This window comes from Pseudomonas cedrina subsp. cedrina (assembly GCF_001983175.1).
In the GTDB taxonomy this organism is placed as follows: domain Bacteria; phylum Pseudomonadota; class Gammaproteobacteria; order Pseudomonadales; family Pseudomonadaceae; genus Aquipseudomonas; species Aquipseudomonas cedrina.
The window spans coordinates 39,416-56,688 of sequence record NZ_MNPW01000006.1; the positions used below are offsets into that span (position 1 = coordinate 39,416).

The window sequence follows — 17,273 nt, forward strand, 5'->3', positions numbered from 1 at the left end:
AACTCTCCATAAGGAATGCCCATGAAGCGCGTCTTGAGGACCCTCGCGGTGCTTGCGGTACTGATCGCCCTCGGCGCCGGCTGGTACGTGTACAGCAAGCAGCCCACGCGCCAGGGCACAGTGACGCTGGCCAACCTGCAGGGCGCGGTCACCGTGCGTTACGACGACCGCGGCGTGCCGCACATTCGTGCCCAGAACGAAACCGACCTGTATCGCGCCCTGGGTTATGTGCACGCCCAGGACCGGCTGTTCCAGATGGAAATCATGCGGCGCCTGGCCCGTGGCGAGCTGGCCGAGGTGCTGGGGCCCAAGGTGCTGGAGACCGACAAGCTGTTTCGCAGCCTGCGCATTCGCGAGCGCGCCGACACCTATGTGGCGCAGCTCGATCATACCTCGGCCCACTGGAAGGCCTTGCAAGCCTACCTGGACGGGATCAACCAGTATCAGGACAGCCACGCGCGGCCGATGGAGTTCGACGTACTGGGCATCCCCAAGCGGCCGTTTACCGCCGAGGACAGCATCAGCGTCGCCGGGTATATGGCCTACAGCTTTGCTGCTGCGTTTCGCACCGAGCCCCTGCTGACTTACGTACGCGATCAATTGGGCAGCGATTACCTGAAAATCTTCGATCTCGACTGGCAGCCCCAAGGCGCCCTCAACCTCGTCGCCAGTGACTGGCAAGCCCTGGGCGCCATCGCCGCCCTGAGCGAACAGGCGCTGGCCGACAACGGCTTGCCGCAGTTCGAAGGCAGCAACGCCTGGGCCATCAGCGGTAACCGCACCAAGAGCGGCAAGCCGTTGCTGGCCGGTGATCCGCACATTCGTTTTTCGGTGCCGTCGGTATGGTACGAGGCGCAGCTGTCGGCGCCGGGTTTCGAGTTGTACGGTTATCACAACGCACTGGTGCCGTTCGCGTTCCTGGGGCACAACCTGGATTTCGGCTGGAGCCTGACGATGTTCCAGAACGATGACCTCGACCTGATCGCCGAGAAGCTCAACCCAGACAACCCCAACCAGATCTGGTACCACGACCAATGGGTGGACATGACCCGCACAGAGCAGCAGATTGCGGTGAAAGGCCAAGCGCCGGTGACCTTGACGCTACGCCAATCCCCCCATGGGCCGATCATCAATGACGTGCTGGGCGAGAGCGCCGGCAAGACCCCGATCGCCATGTGGTGGGCATTCCTGGACACCCAGAACCCGATCCTCGAAGGCTTCTACCAGCTCAACCGCGCCGATACCCTGGCCAAGGCACGCGCGGCGGCGTCGAAGGTGTCCGCGCCGGGCCTGAATATCGTGTGGGCCAATGCCAAGGGCGATATCGGCTGGTGGGCGGCGGCGCAGTTGCCGATTCGCCCGGCTGGAACCCACCCTGGTTTTATCCTCGACGGCAGCACCGCCCAGGCTGACAAGCTGGGCTTTTATCCCTTCAGCGCGAACCCACAGGAAGAGAACCCGGCGCGCGGTTATGTAGTCTCGGCCAATGCCCAGCCGATTTCACCGACCGGCATGGAGATCCCCGGCTATTACAATTTGGCCGACCGTGGCCAGCAATTGAACCTGCAACTGAGCGATAACCGGGTGAAGTGGGATGTCGACAACAGCCAGGCCTTGCAGCTGGGCACCACCACCGCCTTCGGCCCGCGCCTGCTGACGCCGCTGTTGCCGGTGCTGCGCGAAGTGGTCAAGGACCCGGCGCAGTTGCAACAGGTGGAGCAACTGGCCGCCTGGAAAGGCGATTACCCGCTCGATTCCACCAGCGCCACGTTGTTCAACCAGTTCCTGTTCAACCTGGCTGACGCGGCCTTGCGCCCGAAGCTCGGCGACGCCATGTTCAAGACCCTGCTCAGCACCCGTGTAGTCGACGCCGCCCTGCCACGCCTGGCCGCCACGCCGGATTCGCCGTGGTGGGACGGCAAGCGCGCCGACACCGTCAAGCTCGCCTGGGACAACAGCCTCGCGCATCTGAAGGCCACCTTCGGCGATGACCCGAGCCAATGGCAATGGGGCAAGGCGCACACCCTGACCCACGGCCACCCGCTGGGCTCGCAGAAGCCGCTGGACCTGATCGTCAATGTCGGCCCGTTCCCGGCGCCTGGTAGCCACGAAGTGCCGAACAACCAGTCGGCCAACATCGGCCCGGCGCCTTGGCCCGTCACCTATGGGCCATCCACCCGCCGCCTGATCGACTTCGCCGACGCGGCCCACGCACTGACCATCAACCCGGTGGGTCAAAGCGGTGTGCCGTTTGACCGGCACTACGGCGACCAGGCGCAAACCTACATCGAAGGCGGCTACGAACAGGCGCACTTTAGCGATGAGGAAGTGACGGCGAATACGCGCGGTACGCTCAAGCTGCTACCTGCCAGATGACCGCAATCAATGTGGGAGCTGGCTTGCCTGCGATGCAAACGCCTCGGTTTTTCAGTTAAACCGACGTGATGCTATCGCAGGCAAGCCAGCTCCCACACTGAATCTAAGCTGCGACTGTTATTTTGCCCGCAACCGCCCCGGCGCCTCGCCGTAGGTCTCCTTGAATTTCTTGCTGAACGCCGCCTGGGACTGGTAACCCACCTGGGCGGCGATATCCAGCAGGCTCAGGCGCGACTGACGCAGCAGGTTGAATGCCCGTTCCATGCGCAACTGGGTCAGCAGCACCCAGGGCGACACGCCCGCCACTTTGACGAATGCACGCATGAAAGTGGCGCGCGACATGGTTGCGGCAGCCGCCAGGCTGTCGATGGTCCACGCATGCCCAGGATCGCTCAGCATCGCCTGCCAGCTCTTGCTCAAGCGCTTGTCGGCGAGCAGGGCAAAGGTGCCGGCGACCGGCGCCTGCAGGTTCAGCCAGGTGCGAAGAATCAGGGTGAACAGGGCTGACGACAACGCGTCGATAAAGGCGCGCGCGCCCACCTGCTGGCCGTCCGCTTCACTGCGCAACAAGGCGATCAAGGCCGCAAGCTGCCCATCGGCCTGCCATTGCCGGCTGGACACCACGAGGTATTCGGGCAACGCGCCGAACAACAGTGACTGGCGGTTGTAATGAAAGCTGCCGCAGAGCATGTCCAGGTCAGGCCGGTCGCCCCCCAATTGGTGCACCGTAAGCACACCGCCTTCGATCACCTTGGGTTGCATCGGCTTGATCCGCGCGCCCTGGCTGCGCAACAGGTGAGTGGCGCCGCCAGGCATCAACAGGATATCGCCCTCCTCCAGGGTCACGTGCTGCCCGCCCGACAACTCGGCACGGCAGGTACCGCTGAGCACGATGTGATAAGGCGCTACGCCCAGGTTTTCCGGGGCGTGGTCCAGGGCCCACTCGCCTTGGAACTGGCAGCGCAAATCCAGGCTGCCGCGCAGGTTGGCCAATGCGATAAGGGTGTCGATCGAGTTCATTTGCGAGCATCGGTCAAAAAGATGAGCGGATTGAACAATAACGCCGCGCCCGAACGGAACAGACTAGCTTTACACCACCCACCCGTTCAGGAGTTACCGCAATGTTCAATAACTGGTCCGACTTGCTGCCTACCGTGAAGAAAGCCTTTGGCACGCTGGGCAAGAGCAACCCGAAGATGGTCAAAGCGTACATGGCGCTGGGCGAAGCTGCCGAGGAAAACAATGTACTCGACGCCAAGACCCGCGAGCTGATTTCCATCGCCGTGGCCATCACCACACGCTGCGACGGTTGCATCGGCGTGCATGCCGACGCTGCGATCAAGGCCGGCGCCACCCGCGAGGAAGTCGCCGCCACGCTGGCCACGGCGATCTCGCTGAATGCCGGCGCGGCGTATATCTACTCGCTGCGCGCGCTGGAAGCCTACGACACGCTCAAACCGGCGCCGCAAAGTTAAGCCGGAACTGTTGCGGCGTCACGCCCAGCCGGCGGTTGAACACACTGCGCATGTGCTGGGCATCACGAAACCCGCATCGGTAGGCCACGGTCTTGAGCGGCGCGCAGCTGCTTTCGAGCATCACCCGCGCCGCGTCCACCCGCGCGCGCTCGACAAACTCCGCGGGCGTTATCCGCGCCTCACGGGCAAACACCCGGGAGAAATTGCGCGCGCTCATATTGGCCGCCCTGGCCAGGTCGGCGATGGCCAAATCCCCCGTCAGGTTCGCCAGTACGTAAAGCTGCACCTGCGCTACCGCTGACGTTGTTTCGGCGTGCGGCGTGAGGAACGGGCTGAACTGCGACTGCCCGCCTGCGCGCTGGGTGAATACAACCAGTCGCTTGGCCACGCTCAGCGCGACTTCCGGGCCGTAGTCCTGGGCCAGCAGATACAACGACAAATCGATACCCGCCGTCACCCCGGCCGAGGTGTAGAGGTTACCGTCCTGAACATAAAGGCGGTCGGCTTCGACCTGGGCCGTGGGGCACAGGCGCGCCAGCTCGGCGGCATCGTTCCAATGGGTGGTGACGGTTTTGCCGTCCAGCAACCCGGCACGGGCCAGCATGAAAGCGCCGTTGCAGATCGAACCGAAGCGCCGCGCACGCGCGGTGGCTCCGCGAAGCCAATCATCGAACTCGGCACCGAAATCTTCAAAGGGCAACTGCGGGCCACCGGCGACCAGCAGCAGGTCGTAGGCCTGCAGGGCTTCGCTGTAATGCCGGTGGGCCTGCAACGACAGGCCGTTGGAAGCCGCCATATTGCCGTGGCCGAAACCGATGACCTCCAACTGATAGTGCTCCTGCGGCGGCAAAAACCGGTTGGCCTCGCAGAACACATCCATGGGGCCGGTCACGTCCAATGACTGGACGCCGGGGAAGATCAGGATGGCGACGGTTTTGCCCATGCACGACACACCTTTATCTAACTGGAGAAACACAAATCCCTGTGGGAGCTGGCTTGCCTGCGATGCAGACGCCCCGGTCCATCAGGTATACCGAGTAGATGCTATCGCAGGCAAGCCAGCTCCCACATTTGAACGGGTACACCCTTGGCGCGATGTGAAGGCACATTGGCCGACATCGCTCCCCCGCCAAGGTAGCTGCCTCACGGACACGCGACCAGACTGGAACCCTTTCCAGAGGAGAACCACCATGCGCAACACCATCGCCGGCATCCAGATCCCCGATAGCGCCCTGGCCAGGGCCACCACCGAATACATCCGCGATGTCGAATCCGACCTGCTCTATCACCACTCCCGCCGGGTGTTCCTGTTCGGCGCGTTGAGCGGTGAGCGCCAACAGTTCGCCTACAACCCGGAGCTGCTTTATGTCGGCGCGATGTTCCATGACCTGGGCCTGGTCGAAGGCCACCGCAGCGACGACCAGCGGTTTGAAGTCGACGGCGCCAACGCGGCCGCAGCCTTCCTCAAGCCTTACGGGCTGAGCGATGACGATATCGAGCAAGTGTGGCTGTCCATCGCGCTGCACACCACGCCAGGCGTGCCGCAGCATCTGCGGCCGACCGTGGCGCTGGTGACTGCCGGGGTGGAGATGGATGTGCTGGGCATGGACTACGCTGCGTTTTCCAGCGTGCAGCGCGAAGCCGTGGTGCATGCGCATCCACGCGGTGAAGGGTTCAAGGAGTGCATAATCTGCGCCTTCGCCGACGGCTTGCGCCATCGCCCGCAGACCACGTTTGGCAACGTGAAGACCGATGTGCTGGTGGATCAGGAGCCGGGGTTCAAGCCGATGAACTTTGTGGAGGTGATTCGCAAGTCGCCGTGGGCGGCTTAACTGACGTTAATCGTTCCCACGCTCTGCGTGAGAATGCAGCCCAGGACGCTCCGCGTCCGCTTCTAAAAGCGTGACGCAGAGCGTCACAGGAGGCGTTACCACGCGGAGCGTGGGAACGATCAACCCTGCTTCATCAGTTAGACCGGTGCAGGCGCGCGGCGCTTGTCCGGCTGCTGCCAACCGTCGGCAGCCGCTTCTTCGATCGCTTGCTGGATGGCCTTCTTGCGGTGTTCCTCGGCACGGCGGCTGAAGAACCACACCAGGAAGGTCACCAACGACACCGCCAGCAGGATCAGGCTGGCCACGGCGTTGATCTCGGGTTTAACCCCAAGGCGCACCGCCGAGAACACTTCCATCGGCAACGTCGTCGACCCCGGCCCCGAGACGAAACTGGCCAGTACCAGGTCGTCCAGGGACAGCGCGAACGACATCATGCCGCCCGCCGCCAATGACGGTGCGATCATCGGAATGGTGATCAGGAAGAACACCTTCCACGGCCGCGCGCCCAGGTCCATCGCCGCTTCTTCGATCGACAGGTCCAGCTCACGCAGGCGCGCCGACACCACCACCGCCACATAGGCCGCACAGAACGTCGTGTGGGCGATCCAGATGGTGACGATGCCACGCTCCTGGGGCCAGCCGATCATCTGCGCCATGGCCACGAACAGCAGCAACAGCGACAGACCGGTGATCACTTCCGGCATCACCAGCGGCGCCGTCACCAGGCCCCCGAACAGCGTGCGGCCCTTGAACTGGCTGATGCGCGTCAACACGAATGCCGCCAGCGTACCCAGGGCGACCGCGGCCACCGCCGTGTAGCAGGCGATTTCCAGCGAACGCGCCACCGAGCCCATCAACTGGGTGTTGTCCAGCAGGCCCACGTACCACTTGATCGACCAGCCGCCCCACACCGTCACCAGCTTGGACTCGTTGAACGAGTAGATCACCAGGATCAGCATCGGCAAGTAGATGAACAACAACCCCACGACCAGCATGAAGCTGGAGAAACGAAAGCGTTTCATATCTTGCCCTCCAGCTCTTTGGCCTGGCTGCGGTTGAACAGGATGATCGGCACGATCAGGATCGCCAGCATCACCACCGCCAGGGCGGACGCCACCGGCCAGTCACGGTTGTTGAAGAATTCCTGCCACAACACTTTACCGATCATCAGGGTTTCCGGGCCGCCGAGCAGTTCCGGGATCACGAACTCGCCCACTACCGGGATGAAGACCAGCATGCACCCGGCGATGATGCCGTTCTTGGACAGCGGCACGGTGATCTTCCAGAAGCTGTTGAAGGTGCTCGAGCCCAGGTCGGAAGCGGCCTCCAGCAGGCTTTGGTCGTGCTTCACCAGGTTGGCGTACAGCGGCAGGATCATGAACGGCAGGTACGAATAGACCACGCCGATATACACCGCAATATTGGTGTTGAGGATCTGCAGCGGTTCGTTGATCAGCCCCATGGACATCAGGAAGCCATTGAGCAGACCGTTGTTGCTCAGGATGCCCATCCACGCATAGACGCGGATCAGGATCGCGGTCCAGGTCGGCATCATGATCAGCAGCACCAGCACGGTCTGCATCTCTTTGCGCGCAGTAGCAATGGCGTAGGCCATCGGGTAGCCGATCAGCAGGCACAACAGCGTGCTGAAGAACGCCATCTTCAGCGAGCCCAGGTACGCGGAGATGTACAGGTCGTCGCCGGCCAGCAGTTGGTAGTTGGCCAGGTTCAGCACCAGTTGCAGCTTTTGCTCAACGTAGGTGTAGATCTCGGTGTAGGGCGGAATCGCCACATCGGCTTCGGCAAAGCTGATTTTCAGCACGATGAAAAACGGCAGTGCGAAAAATAGGAACAGCCACAGGAACGGAATCCCGATGACCACCTGCTTGCCGGTGGGGACGATGCGATCCAAGCGCCGCTTGAACTTCTTCATGTTCATGAGCGAAGTACCACGCCGCTGTCGTCTTCCCACCACACGTAGACCTGGTCACCCCAGGTCGGACGCTGGCCACGGCGCTCGGCGTTGGCGACGAAGGACTGCACCAGCTTGCCGCTCGGCAGCTCCACGTAGAACACCGAGTGGCCGCCCAGGTACGCGATGTCATGCACCTTGCCGCTGGACCAGTTGTGCTCGCAGGTCGGCATTTGGGTGGTGACCAGCAGCTTTTCCGGGCGAATCGCGTAGGTCACCGACTTGTCTTCCACCGCGGTGGCGATGCCGTAGCCGACGTAGATGTCGCGGTCCAGGTCCGGGCACTTGAGCACCGCATGGCCTTCGGCGTCATCCACCACTTGGGTGTCGAAAATATTGACGTTGCCGATGAACTCGCACACCAGGCGGCTGGTGGGTGTTTCGTAGATATCGACCGGGCTGCCGATCTGCGCGATCCAGCCCAGGTGCATGATCGCGATGCGCTCGGCCATGGTCATGGCCTCTTCCTGGTCGTGGGTCACCATCACGCAGGTCACGCCGACGCGTTCGATGATCTCCACCAGCTCAAGCTGCATCTGCGAACGCAGTTTCTTGTCGAGGGCGCCCATCGGCTCATCGAGCAGCAGCAGTTTCGGGCGCTTGGCCAGAGAGCGGGCCAGGGCCACACGCTGGCGCTGGCCGCCGGACAACTGGTGCGGCTTGCGCTTGGCGTACTGACTCATCTGCACCAGCTTGAGCATCTCGGCCACACGGGCGTCGACCTCGGCCTTGGGGATCTTGTCCTGTTGCAGGCCGAAGGCGATGTTCTGCGCCACGGTCATGTGCGGGAACAAGGCGTAGGACTGGAACATCATGTTGATCGGCCGCTCGTAGGGCGGCATATCGGTGATGTCCACCCCGTCTAGGTAGATGCGGCCTTCAGTCGGGCGCTCGAAGCCTGCGAGCATACGCAGCAAGGTGGACTTGCCCGAACCCGAACCGCCGAGCAGGGCGAAGATTTCGCCTTTCTTGATTTCCAGGGACACGTCGTCCACGGCAATCGTCTCGTCGAACTTCTTCGTGACCCGGTCGATTTTGACCAGCACCTTTTTCGGTGTCTGGTCGCCCTCGAGGGCTTTCTTATAGGCGCCGGAGGCAACTGCCATTTACGAAACTCCCAACAAATTTGCAGTCCGCCCCAGGTGAGCGAACTTGGATAGTTTGAGCCTTACTTGCCCGTCTTGACCTTGGTCCAGCTGCGGGTCATTAAACGCTGCACCTTGGGGGGCAACTCGAAGTTGACGAATGTCCTGTCGAGCACCGCCTGCGGTGGGTAAACCGCTTCGTCGGTGCGTATCGATTGCTCCATCAGTTTGTCCGCCCCAGGGTTGGGGTTGGCGTAACCGACATAATCACTGACCTGGGCGATCACCTCAGGTTGCAGTAAATAGTTGATGAACGCGTGGGCCTCCTTGACGTTGGTCGCATCCTTGGGGATGGCCAGCACGTCAAACCACAGGTTGCCGCCTTCCTTGGGAATCACGTAGGCAATGTTCACGCCTTTGCCCGCCTCGCTTGCGCGGGCCTTGGCCTGGAACACATCGCCGGAGAAACCTGCCGCTACGCAAATGTTGCCGTTGGCCAGGTCCGAGATGTACTTGGAAGAATGGAAGTAGGTCACGTAAGGACGCACTTTGAGCAGCTTGGCTTCGGCCTTCTTGTAGTCTTCCGGGTTGCTGCTGTTGGGATCCAGGCCCATGTAGTTGAGCACCGCCGGCAGCATTTCATCCGCCGAGTCCATGAACGATACGCCGCACGAGGCCAGCTTCTTCATGTTTTCCGGCTCGAACAGCACGGCCCAGGAATCGATATGGTCGACGCCCAGCACTTCCTTCACTTTATCGACGTTGTAGCCGATGCCGTTGGTGCCCCACAGGTACGGCACGGCGTACTGGTTGCCCGGGTCGTTCTTTTCCAGGCGTTTGAGCAACGCCGGGTCGAGGTTGGCGTAGTTCGTCAGCAGTGACTTGTCGAGCTTCTGGAACGCCCCGGCCTTGATCTGCTTGCCGAGAAAGTGGTTGGACGGCACGACCACGTCGTAGCCGGTACGCCCGGCCAGCAGCTTGCCCTCCAGGGTTTCGTTGGAGTCGAAGACGTCATACACGGGCTTGATGCCGCTGGCTTTTTCGAAGTTGGCCAGGGTGTCGGTACCGATGTAGTCCGACCAGTTATAAATATGCACCGTGGGTGCGGCCTGCACGCTGACAGCCAGCGTGATACCTGCACCCACCAGCAAGGCTTTGCGAAATAAAGAAATTGGCAAGTGGAGGTCCTCTAAAATAGTTGGGCCTTAAAGTTGTTGCCCGGCAACAAAACCGGCGCGCAACTTACCCTCGATAAACCGATCCGGCAAAACTTTCTGTCATTTAATTGTAGGAGCGAGCTTGCTCGCGAAGGTCGTCAACGATCATGCGGGGCATCAGGCACCCCGCAGCGCTCTTGAATTTTTCGCGAGCAAGCTCGCTCCTACAGGTTTTTTGCGTTACTTGCCGGATTTGATCTTGGTCCAGCTGCGTGTCATTTCACGCTGGGTTGCAGCCGGCAAATCAGCAATGGCGTAGAGCTTGGCCTGCACATCCGCTGGCGGGTAGATGCCCGGGTCGCTGGTGATGTCTTTGTCGACCAGTGCGGTAGCCTTCTCGTTACCGTTCGGGAAACGCACGCTGTCGGTGATCGAAGCCATCACTTCTGGCTTGAGCAGGTAGTTCATGAACGTGTAGGCGGCGTCGACGTTTTCGGCATCTTTAGGGATGGCGACCATGTCGAAGAAGCTACCGGCGCCTTCTTTCGGAATGTCGTAGGCCACTTTCACCTTGCCGCCGGCTTCAGCCGCGCGGGACTTGGCCTGCTGGATGTCACCCGAGTAACCCACGGCTACGCAGATGTTGCCGTTGGCCAGGTCGGAGATGTACTTGGACGAGTGGAAGTAACCGATCGAAGGACGGATCTTGAGGAACAACGCCTCGGCTTGCTTCAAGTCGTCTTTTTTCTGGCTGTCGGTTGGCAGGCCGAGGTAATGCAAGGCGATCGGCAGCATTTCGGTGGGCGAATCGAGGAAGCTCACGCCGCAGCTCTTGAGCTTGGCGATGTTCTCCGGCTTGAGCAGCACGTCCCACGAATCGATCTTGTCCACGCCCAGCGCGGCCTTGACCTTCTCCGGGTTGTAGCCGATGCCGATCGAACCCCACATGTACGGGAAGGCATGCTTATTGTCCGGGTCGCTGACCGACACGGCTTTAAGCAGGGACTTGTTCAGGTTGCCATAGTTGGACAGCTTGGACTTGTCCAGCTCCTGGTAGACGCCGGCCTTGATCTGCTTGGCCAGAAAGTTGTTCGACGGCACGACGATGTCGTAGCCGGACTTGCCCGCCAGCAGCTTGGCTTCCAGGGTTTCGTTGCTGTCGAAAACGTCATACACCACCTTGATGCCCGACTCTTTCTCAAAGTTGGCGATGGTGTCCGGTGCGATGTAGTCGGACCAGTTGTACACATGCAGCACTTTATCGTCTGCCTGCACCGCGCCCGCCATTGCGCCCATCAGGGACAAGGCGAGGAGGGTCTTGCCGGCGTTCTTCAAACCTGATGCCTTCATTTGGTGATGCTCCAATTTTTTCTTTATTAGCCACAGCCTGCGTTATTTGCCGCAGGCGCAGACTAGCACTTAGCCCTGCAATGCCGCCAAGGTCAGGTCCAGGCATGTACGCGCCTTGGTCACCAACTCGTCGATTTCGGTCTTGCTGATCACCAGTGGCGGCGAAATGATCATGGTGTCGCCCACCGCGCGCATGATCAGGCCGTTATTGAAGCAGAAATTGCGGCAAATCATACCCACGCCTTTGCCGTCATAACGCTTGCGCGTGGCTTTGTCCTGCACCAGTTCAATCGCCCCGAGCATACCCACGCCGCGCACTTCGCCCACCAGTGGATGATCCGCCAGTTCCCTCAGACGCTTCTGCAAATACGGTGCCGTTTCGTCGTGAACGCGGCTGATGATCTTTTCATCGCGCATGATGCGGATGTTTTCCAGCGCCACCGCAGCGGCCACCGGGTGGCCGGAGTAGGTGAAGCCGTGGTTGAAATCACCGCCTTCGTTCAGTACGGCCACCACTTCATCGCGCACGATCAGGCCACCCATGGGGATGTAACCCGAGGTCAGGCCCTTGGCGATGGTCATCATGTGGGGCTTGAGGTCGTAGAAATCGCTACCGAACCACTCACCGGTGCGGCCGAAACCGCAGATCACTTCATCGGCGACAAACAGAATGTCGTACTTGGCGAGGATTTCCTTGATGCGCGGCCAGTAGGTCGCAGGCGGAACGATCACGCCACCGGCGCCCTGGATCGGCTCGGCAATAAAGGCACCGACGCTGTCCACGCCCAGTTCCAGGATCTTTTCTTCCAACTGGTTGGCCGCCCAGATGCCGAACTCGTCGGGGCTCATGTCGCCGCCTTCGCCAAACCAGTACGGCTGGGCGATGTGGCAGATGCCCGGGATCGGCAGGTCGCCCTGCTCATGCATGTAGGTCATGCCGCCCAGGCTGGCGCCGGCCACGGTGGAGCCGTGGTAGCCGTTCTTGCGGCTGATGATGGTTTTCTTGTCGGGCTGGCCCTTGATCGCCCAGTAGTGGCGGACCATGCGCAACATCGTGTCGTTGCCTTCGGAGCCGGAACCGGTGAAAAACACGTGGTTCATGCCGGCAGGCGCGATATCGGAAATGGCCTTGGCCAGTTCCAGCACCGGCGGGTGAGCGGTCTGGAAGAACAGGTTGTAATACGGCAGTTCTTTCATCTGTTTGGCGGCGGCGTCAGCCAGTTCATCGCGACCGTAACCGATCGCCACACACCACAGGCCGGCCATGCCGTCGAGGATCTTGTTGCCTTCGCTGTCCCACAGGTAAACGCCGTGGGCTTTGGTAATGATGCGTGGACCTTTCTCCTTCAATTGCTTGAAGTCGCTGAACGGCGCCAGGTGGTGATCGCTGCTCAAGGCTTGCCATTCACGGGTTTGCGGGTTGTTGCTGGACATACCAATCTCCTAGACTTTTCAGTGAAGGACGCGCTGTTCCCACAGCGCGCCCGGCGCATCAGACGGCGAAGAGCAGGAATTCCCGCTCCCACGAACTGATCACGCGCTTGAAGTTTTCATGCTCGGCCCGCTTGACCGCGACGTAGCCTGTGATGAACTTCTGACCCAGGTATTTCTCGATGGTCTTGCTGTTTTCCATGCGCTCCAGAGCGTCTTCGATGGTCAACGGCAGGCGCAGGTTGCGGCGCTCGTAACCACGGCCCACCACCGGCGCGCTCGGGTTATGGCCTTCGACCATGCCGATGTAGCCGCACAGCAGGCTGGCGGCAATCGCCAGGTACGGGTTGGCGTCAGCGCCCGGCAGGCGATTTTCCACCCGGCGGTTCTGCGGGCCGGCATCCGGTACGCGCAGGCCGACGGTGCGGTTTTCTTCGCCCCACTCCACGTTCACCGGCGCCGAGGTGTCAGGCAGGAAGCGGCGGAACGAGTTCACGTTGGGGGCAAACAACGGCAGCAATTCGGGAATGAATTTCTGCAGGCCGCCAATGTGGTTGAGGAACAGCTGGCTCATGCTCCCGTCTTCGTTGGAGAACACGTTCTTGCCGGTGGTGATGTCGATGATGCTCTGGTGCAAGTGCATCGCGCTGCCAGGCTCGCCGGTCATGGGCTTGGCCATGAAGGTGGCGGCCACGTTGTGCTTGAGCGCGGCTTCACGCATGGTGCGCTTGAACACCAGGATCTGGTCGGCCAGGGACAAGGCATCGCCGTGACGGAAGTTGATTTCCATCTGCGCGGTGCCGTCTTCATGAATCAGGGTATCGAGGTCCAGTTCCTGCAGTTCGCACCAGTCGTAGACGTCTTCGAACAAAGGGTCGAATTCGTTGGCCGCTTCTATAGAGAAGGATTGGCGACCGGTCTCCGGGCGACCGGAACGGCCAATTGGCGGTTGCAGCGGAAAGTCCGGGTCTTCGCAGCGCTTGGTCAGGTAGAACTCCATCTCCGGCGCGACGATGGGCTGCCAGCCGCGATCAGCGTAGAGCTTGAGGACTTTCTTGAGCACGTTGCGCGGCGACAGCTCGATCGGGTTGCCTTGCTTGTCGTAGGTGTCGTGGATCACCTGGGCGGTCGGCTCGATGGCCCAGGGCACCAGGAACACCGCGTTCTGGTCGGGGCGGCAGATCATGTCGATGTCCGCCGGGTCGAGCAATTCGTAATAGATGTCGTCTTCGACATAGTCCCCGGTCACGGTCTGCAACAGAACGCTCTCGGGCAGGCGCATGCCTTTTTCGGCGATGAACTTGTTGGTCGGCGAGATCTTGCCCCGGGTGATACCGGTGAGGTCGCCAATCATGCATTCGACTTCTGTGATCTTGTGGTCTTTCAACCAATCGGTGAGCTGGTCGAGGTTGTTACTCATAAATGCCTCTGGGCTGGGTTTCCTGGCATCCATTAAAGGCCAGGCGTTGGTTGACGCAGCATCCGCGTCGTTTTTTCATTCAGGGTAGGAGCTTACCTGCCATTTGCTGCAACGTTGCATTCCTCACGCCAACGTTGTGCGTAATTTTGAGCAGCGTAGTGGGCTCAGGCGGTTCGGCGCAGAATGAGGAGGTAAAAAGAAGGTCGGCCCGGGCGTCAAGAATATTGGCCGGTTCGCGGGCATTTACGCGGGAAGGATGAACGGGTGACACAGCCTGTCTGGAGCAGGCCAAGACGCCAGGCGGCGGCAGGAGAAACATGAAACACCCCGGTATTATTGCTGTTATGGGTTTGAATCGAGCTTAGCCTTGTTCATTTTTTTACACAACACCCCCGTAAAAAATACAACACGGGCCGCTCAAGCCTGCGAGTCCCAAGACCTTCAAACCCAAAAAACCGCCCCAAAAAGCCCCAAAAAAGCCTTCGTGGCGCTTTTTTAGGGCAAAAAAGCCCTCGCTTGACTTCGGCATGCCGTTCGGGTTGACTGAAACCAGAAAAGATCAATGATTGATATTTTTAACAACAAAGGTGTTGCATCATGTCGGTACCCCCGCGTGCCGTTCAGCTTAACGAAGCGAACGCGTTCCTTAAGGATCATCCTGAGGTTCTGTACGTAGACCTTCTAATTGCGGATATGAATGGTGTGGTGCGCGGCAAGCGCATCGAACGCACCAGCCTCCACAAGGTTTACGAGAAGGGCATTAACCTGCCTGCCTCTTTATTTGCCCTGGATATCAACGGCTCTACGGTGGAAAGCACCGGCCTGGGCCTGGACATCGGTGATGCTGACCGAATCTGTTATCCAATCCCCGACACCCTGTGCAATGAGCCTTGGCAAAAGCGCCCTACCGCGCAACTGCTGATGACCATGCACGAACTGGAAGGTGAACCCTTCTTCGCCGATCCGCGCGAAGTGCTCCGCCAAGTCGTCAGCAAGTTCGACGACATGGGCCTGACCATCTGCGCTGCCTTCGAACTCGAGTTCTACCTGATCGATCAGGAGAACGTGAATGGCCGCCCACAACCGCCGCGCTCGCCGATCTCGGGCAAACGCCCGCACTCGACACAGGTCTACCTGATCGACGACCTCGACGAATACGTCGACTGCCTCCAGGACATTCTGGAAGGCGCCAAGGAACAAGGCATCCCGGCCGACGCCATCGTCAAGGAAAGTGCCCCGGCGCAGTTCGAAGTGAACCTGCACCACGTGGCCGACCCGATCAAGGCCTGCGACTACGCCGTACTGCTCAAGCGCCTGATCAAGAACATCGCCTACGACCATGAGATGGACACCACCTTCATGGCCAAGCCTTACCCGGGCCAGGCAGGCAACGGTTTGCACGTACACATCTCCATTCTGGACAAGGACGGCAAGAATATCTTTGCCAGCGAGGATCCCGAGCAGAACGCCGCATTGCGTCACGCGATCGGCGGTGTGCTCGAGACCCTGCCCGCCCAGATGGCGTTCCTGTGCCCTAACGTGAACTCCTACCGTCGTTTCGGCGCACAGTTCTACGTGCCGAACTCGCCGTGCTGGGGCCTGGATAACCGTACCGTGGCGATTCGCGTACCGACCGGCTCGTCCGATGCCGTACGTATCGAACACCGCGTGGCCGGCGCCGATGCCAACCCTTACCTGCTGATGGCCTCGGTCCTGGCAGGCGTGCACCACGGTTTGACCAACAAGATCGAACCTGGCGCACCGGTGGAAGGCAACAGCTACGAGCAGAACGAACAAAGCCTGCCGAACAACCTGCGTGATGCACTGCGCGAGCTGGACGACAGCGAGGTGATGGCCAAGTACATCGATCCTAAATACATCGATATCTTTGTGGCCTGTAAGGAAAGTGAGCTGGAGGAGTTCGAACACTCCATCTCCGACCTTGAGTACAACTGGTACCTGCATACCGTGTAAGCGGTTGCAGCAGTAGAGGAACGCCGCTGACTTGGGTCAGCGGCGTTTTTTTATAGGTTTCTTCCGGTAGACCGCAGTGGCTTCATCGCAGGCAAGCCAGCTCCCACATTTGATTTGTGAATGCATTCAAGTGTGGGAGCTGGCTTGCCTGCGATGGCGTCCTGGCAGACAACACCAGCTCCTGCTCATACAATGCCCGCTGCCTTGTAGGAGACTTCCATGACCACCCGCCCCGCCCCTCGCAAACCCCGCGCCCGCAGCCAGGCGCGGATCGACGCGATCCTCGACGCGGCCCGCACCTTGCTGGCCACCGAAGGCGTGGCGAGTTTGTCGATCTACAGCGTGGCCGAGCGGGCGCAGATTCCGCCGTCGTCGGTGTATCATTTTTTCGCCGGCGTTCCGGCGCTCCTGGAAGCGCTGACCGCCGATGTGCACGCCGCTTTCCGTGCCGCGATCCAGGCGCCCATCAAGCATGATTCACTCAAGCACTGGCGCGATTTATCCTGCATCGTCGAGCAGCGCATGCTCGTCATCTACGACCAGGACGCCGCCGCACGCCAGTTGATCCTGGCGCAGCACGGGCTCACCGAGGTAACCCAGGCCGACCGCCAGCATGACCTGGAGTTGGGGGATTTGATGCTGGAGGTGTTCAACCGTCACTTCGAAGTGCCAACGCTACCGAGCGATGTGGATGTGTTTGCCCTGGCGCTGGAATTGAGCGACCGCGTCTATGCGCGCTCGGTGCATCAGCACGGCCTGATCACGCCGCGCATGGCGGAGGAAGGGATGCGGGTGTTTGATGCGTATGTGGGGCTTTATTTGCCGGCGTATTTGCCTAAGCGCTGAGCCTTGTACTGTCTGGGCTGGCCTCTTCGCAGGCAAGCCAGCTCCCACATCGACCGAGTTTCACCTTTGAAATGCGGTCAATGTGGGAGCCGGGCTTGCCCACGATAAGGGCTTCAAGATCGATACAAATCACAACTTGGCAATCGACACCTCAGTGGATTTCACAAAGGCAATCACCTCACTGCCAATCACCAGCTCCAGCTCCTTGACCGAGCGGGTAGTGATCACGGACGTGACGATGCCGGACGCAGTCTGCACGTCGATTTCCGACAGTACGTCGCCTTCGACGATTTCCTTGATGGTGCCCTTGAACTGGTTGCGTACGTTGATGGCTTTGATAGTCATGGTGTTTTCC

15 protein-coding genes are annotated in these 17,273 nt (G+C 60.5%); 5 read left to right on the forward strand and 10 right to left on the reverse strand.

Annotation, left to right across the window (positions count from 1 at the left end):
• Positions 1-21 precede the first annotated feature (21 nt).
• Complete coding sequence (locus BLL36_RS13490; RefSeq protein ID WP_076951932.1) at positions 22-2,376, forward strand: penicillin acylase family protein; 2,355 nt, start codon at positions 22-24, stop codon at positions 2,374-2,376.
• A 117-nt stretch (positions 2,377-2,493) separates the two neighbouring features.
• On the opposite strand, the gene BLL36_RS13495 is transcribed toward BLL36_RS13490, so the two are convergent.
• Complete coding sequence (locus tag BLL36_RS13495; RefSeq protein WP_076951933.1) at positions 2,494-3,396, reverse strand: AraC family transcriptional regulator; 903 nt, start codon at positions 3,394-3,396, stop codon at positions 2,494-2,496.
• 101 nt (positions 3,397-3,497) lie between these two features.
• On the opposite strand from BLL36_RS13495, the gene BLL36_RS13500 reads away from it, so the two are divergent.
• Positions 3,498-3,851 carry a carboxymuconolactone decarboxylase family protein gene (locus tag BLL36_RS13500; RefSeq protein ID WP_028618364.1) on the forward strand — a complete coding sequence of 118 codons (354 nt, stop codon included), beginning with the start codon at positions 3,498-3,500 and terminating at the stop codon, positions 3,849-3,851.
• Here the strand turns inward: BLL36_RS13500 and BLL36_RS13505 are convergent.
• Entirely contained in the window at positions 3,829-4,794 is a 966-nt protein-coding gene (locus BLL36_RS13505; protein WP_076951934.1) for a GlxA family transcriptional regulator, read from the reverse strand. The genes BLL36_RS13500 and BLL36_RS13505 overlap by 23 nt on opposite strands.
• A gap of 247 nt (positions 4,795-5,041) precedes the next feature.
• Between BLL36_RS13505 and BLL36_RS13510 the strand changes: the two genes are divergently transcribed.
• Complete coding sequence (locus tag BLL36_RS13510) at positions 5,042-5,683, forward strand: HD domain-containing protein (protein ID WP_076951935.1); 642 nt, start codon at positions 5,042-5,044, stop codon at positions 5,681-5,683.
• Between the two features lie 137 nt (positions 5,684-5,820).
• On the opposite strand, the gene BLL36_RS13515 is transcribed toward BLL36_RS13510, so the two are convergent.
• The 7 genes from BLL36_RS13515 to BLL36_RS13545 form a co-directional block, all read right to left on the reverse strand.
• Positions 5,821-6,705 (reverse strand): ABC transporter permease subunit, encoded by an 885-nt coding sequence (locus BLL36_RS13515; RefSeq protein WP_057723417.1) that lies wholly within the window; start codon positions 6,703-6,705, stop codon positions 5,821-5,823.
• The gene (locus tag BLL36_RS13520) at positions 6,702-7,622 is read right to left on the reverse strand and encodes an ABC transporter permease subunit (RefSeq protein WP_076951936.1); all 921 of its coding nucleotides are present in this window, start codon (positions 7,620-7,622) and stop codon (positions 6,702-6,704) included. Before BLL36_RS13520 ends, BLL36_RS13515 begins: the two co-directional genes overlap by 4 nt.
• Positions 7,619-8,761, reverse strand: coding sequence for an ABC transporter ATP-binding protein (locus BLL36_RS13525; RefSeq protein WP_076951937.1), 1,143 nt, complete (start codon positions 8,759-8,761; stop codon positions 7,619-7,621). Before BLL36_RS13525 ends, BLL36_RS13520 begins: the two co-directional genes overlap by 4 nt.
• Positions 8,762-8,823: 62 nt before the next feature.
• Positions 8,824-9,918 carry a polyamine ABC transporter substrate-binding protein gene (locus tag BLL36_RS13530; protein ID WP_076951938.1) on the reverse strand — a complete coding sequence of 365 codons (1,095 nt, stop codon included), beginning with the start codon at positions 9,916-9,918 and terminating at the stop codon, positions 8,824-8,826.
• 219 nt (positions 9,919-10,137) lie between these two features.
• Positions 10,138-11,232 (reverse strand): polyamine ABC transporter substrate-binding protein, encoded by a 1,095-nt coding sequence (locus BLL36_RS13535; protein WP_076952262.1) that lies wholly within the window; start codon positions 11,230-11,232, stop codon positions 10,138-10,140.
• A gap of 84 nt (positions 11,233-11,316) precedes the next feature.
• On the reverse strand, positions 11,317-12,681 hold the full coding sequence (locus BLL36_RS13540; RefSeq protein WP_076951939.1) for an aspartate aminotransferase family protein: 1,365 nt from the start codon (positions 12,679-12,681) through the stop codon (positions 11,317-11,319).
• A gap of 58 nt (positions 12,682-12,739) precedes the next feature.
• A complete protein-coding gene (locus tag BLL36_RS13545; protein ID WP_076951940.1) occupies positions 12,740-14,098 on the reverse strand; it encodes a glutamine synthetase family protein in 1,359 nt (452 codons plus the stop codon).
• A gap of 597 nt (positions 14,099-14,695) precedes the next feature.
• On the opposite strand from BLL36_RS13545, the gene BLL36_RS13555 reads away from it, so the two are divergent.
• Positions 14,696-16,072 (forward strand): glutamine synthetase family protein, encoded by a 1,377-nt coding sequence (locus BLL36_RS13555; protein WP_003176781.1) that lies wholly within the window; start codon positions 14,696-14,698, stop codon positions 16,070-16,072.
• A 219-nt stretch (positions 16,073-16,291) separates the two neighbouring features.
• Entirely contained in the window at positions 16,292-16,918 is a 627-nt protein-coding gene (locus BLL36_RS13560) for a TetR/AcrR family transcriptional regulator (RefSeq protein ID WP_076951942.1), read from the forward strand.
• 129 nt (positions 16,919-17,047) lie between these two features.
• On the opposite strand, the gene BLL36_RS13565 is transcribed toward BLL36_RS13560, so the two are convergent.
• A complete protein-coding gene (locus BLL36_RS13565) occupies positions 17,048-17,263 on the reverse strand; it encodes a TOBE domain-containing protein (RefSeq protein WP_003213899.1) in 216 nt (71 codons plus the stop codon).
• Positions 17,264-17,273 lie beyond the last annotated feature (10 nt).

Bases quoted from the DNA above. Each gene is read 5' to 3' on its own strand.
- BLL36_RS13490 (WP_076951932.1), top strand. From the start codon at position 22: ATGAAGCGCGTCTTGAGGACCCTCGCGGTGCTTGCGGTACTGATCGCC.
- BLL36_RS13495 (WP_076951933.1), bottom strand. From the start codon at position 3,396: ATGAACTCGATCGACACCCTTATCGCATTGGCCAACCTGCGCGGCAGC.
- BLL36_RS13500 (WP_028618364.1), top strand. From the start codon at position 3,498: ATGTTCAATAACTGGTCCGACTTGCTGCCTACCGTGAAGAAAGCCTTT.
- BLL36_RS13505 (WP_076951934.1), bottom strand. From the start codon at position 4,794: ATGGGCAAAACCGTCGCCATCCTGATCTTCCCCGGCGTCCAGTCATTG.
- BLL36_RS13510 (WP_076951935.1), top strand. From the start codon at position 5,042: ATGCGCAACACCATCGCCGGCATCCAGATCCCCGATAGCGCCCTGGCC.
- BLL36_RS13515 (WP_057723417.1), bottom strand. From the start codon at position 6,705: ATGAAACGCTTTCGTTTCTCCAGCTTCATGCTGGTCGTGGGGTTGTTG.
- BLL36_RS13520 (WP_076951936.1), bottom strand. From the start codon at position 7,622: ATGAACATGAAGAAGTTCAAGCGGCGCTTGGATCGCATCGTCCCCACC.
- BLL36_RS13525 (WP_076951937.1), bottom strand. From the start codon at position 8,761: ATGGCAGTTGCCTCCGGCGCCTATAAGAAAGCCCTCGAGGGCGACCAG.
- BLL36_RS13540 (WP_076951939.1), bottom strand. From the start codon at position 12,681: ATGTCCAGCAACAACCCGCAAACCCGTGAATGGCAAGCCTTGAGCAGC.
- BLL36_RS13545 (WP_076951940.1), bottom strand. From the start codon at position 14,098: ATGAGTAACAACCTCGACCAGCTCACCGATTGGTTGAAAGACCACAAG.
- BLL36_RS13555 (WP_003176781.1), top strand. From the start codon at position 14,696: ATGTCGGTACCCCCGCGTGCCGTTCAGCTTAACGAAGCGAACGCGTTC.
- BLL36_RS13560 (WP_076951942.1), top strand. From the start codon at position 16,292: ATGACCACCCGCCCCGCCCCTCGCAAACCCCGCGCCCGCAGCCAGGCG.
- BLL36_RS13565 (WP_003213899.1), bottom strand. From the start codon at position 17,263: ATGACTATCAAAGCCATCAACGTACGCAACCAGTTCAAGGGCACCATC.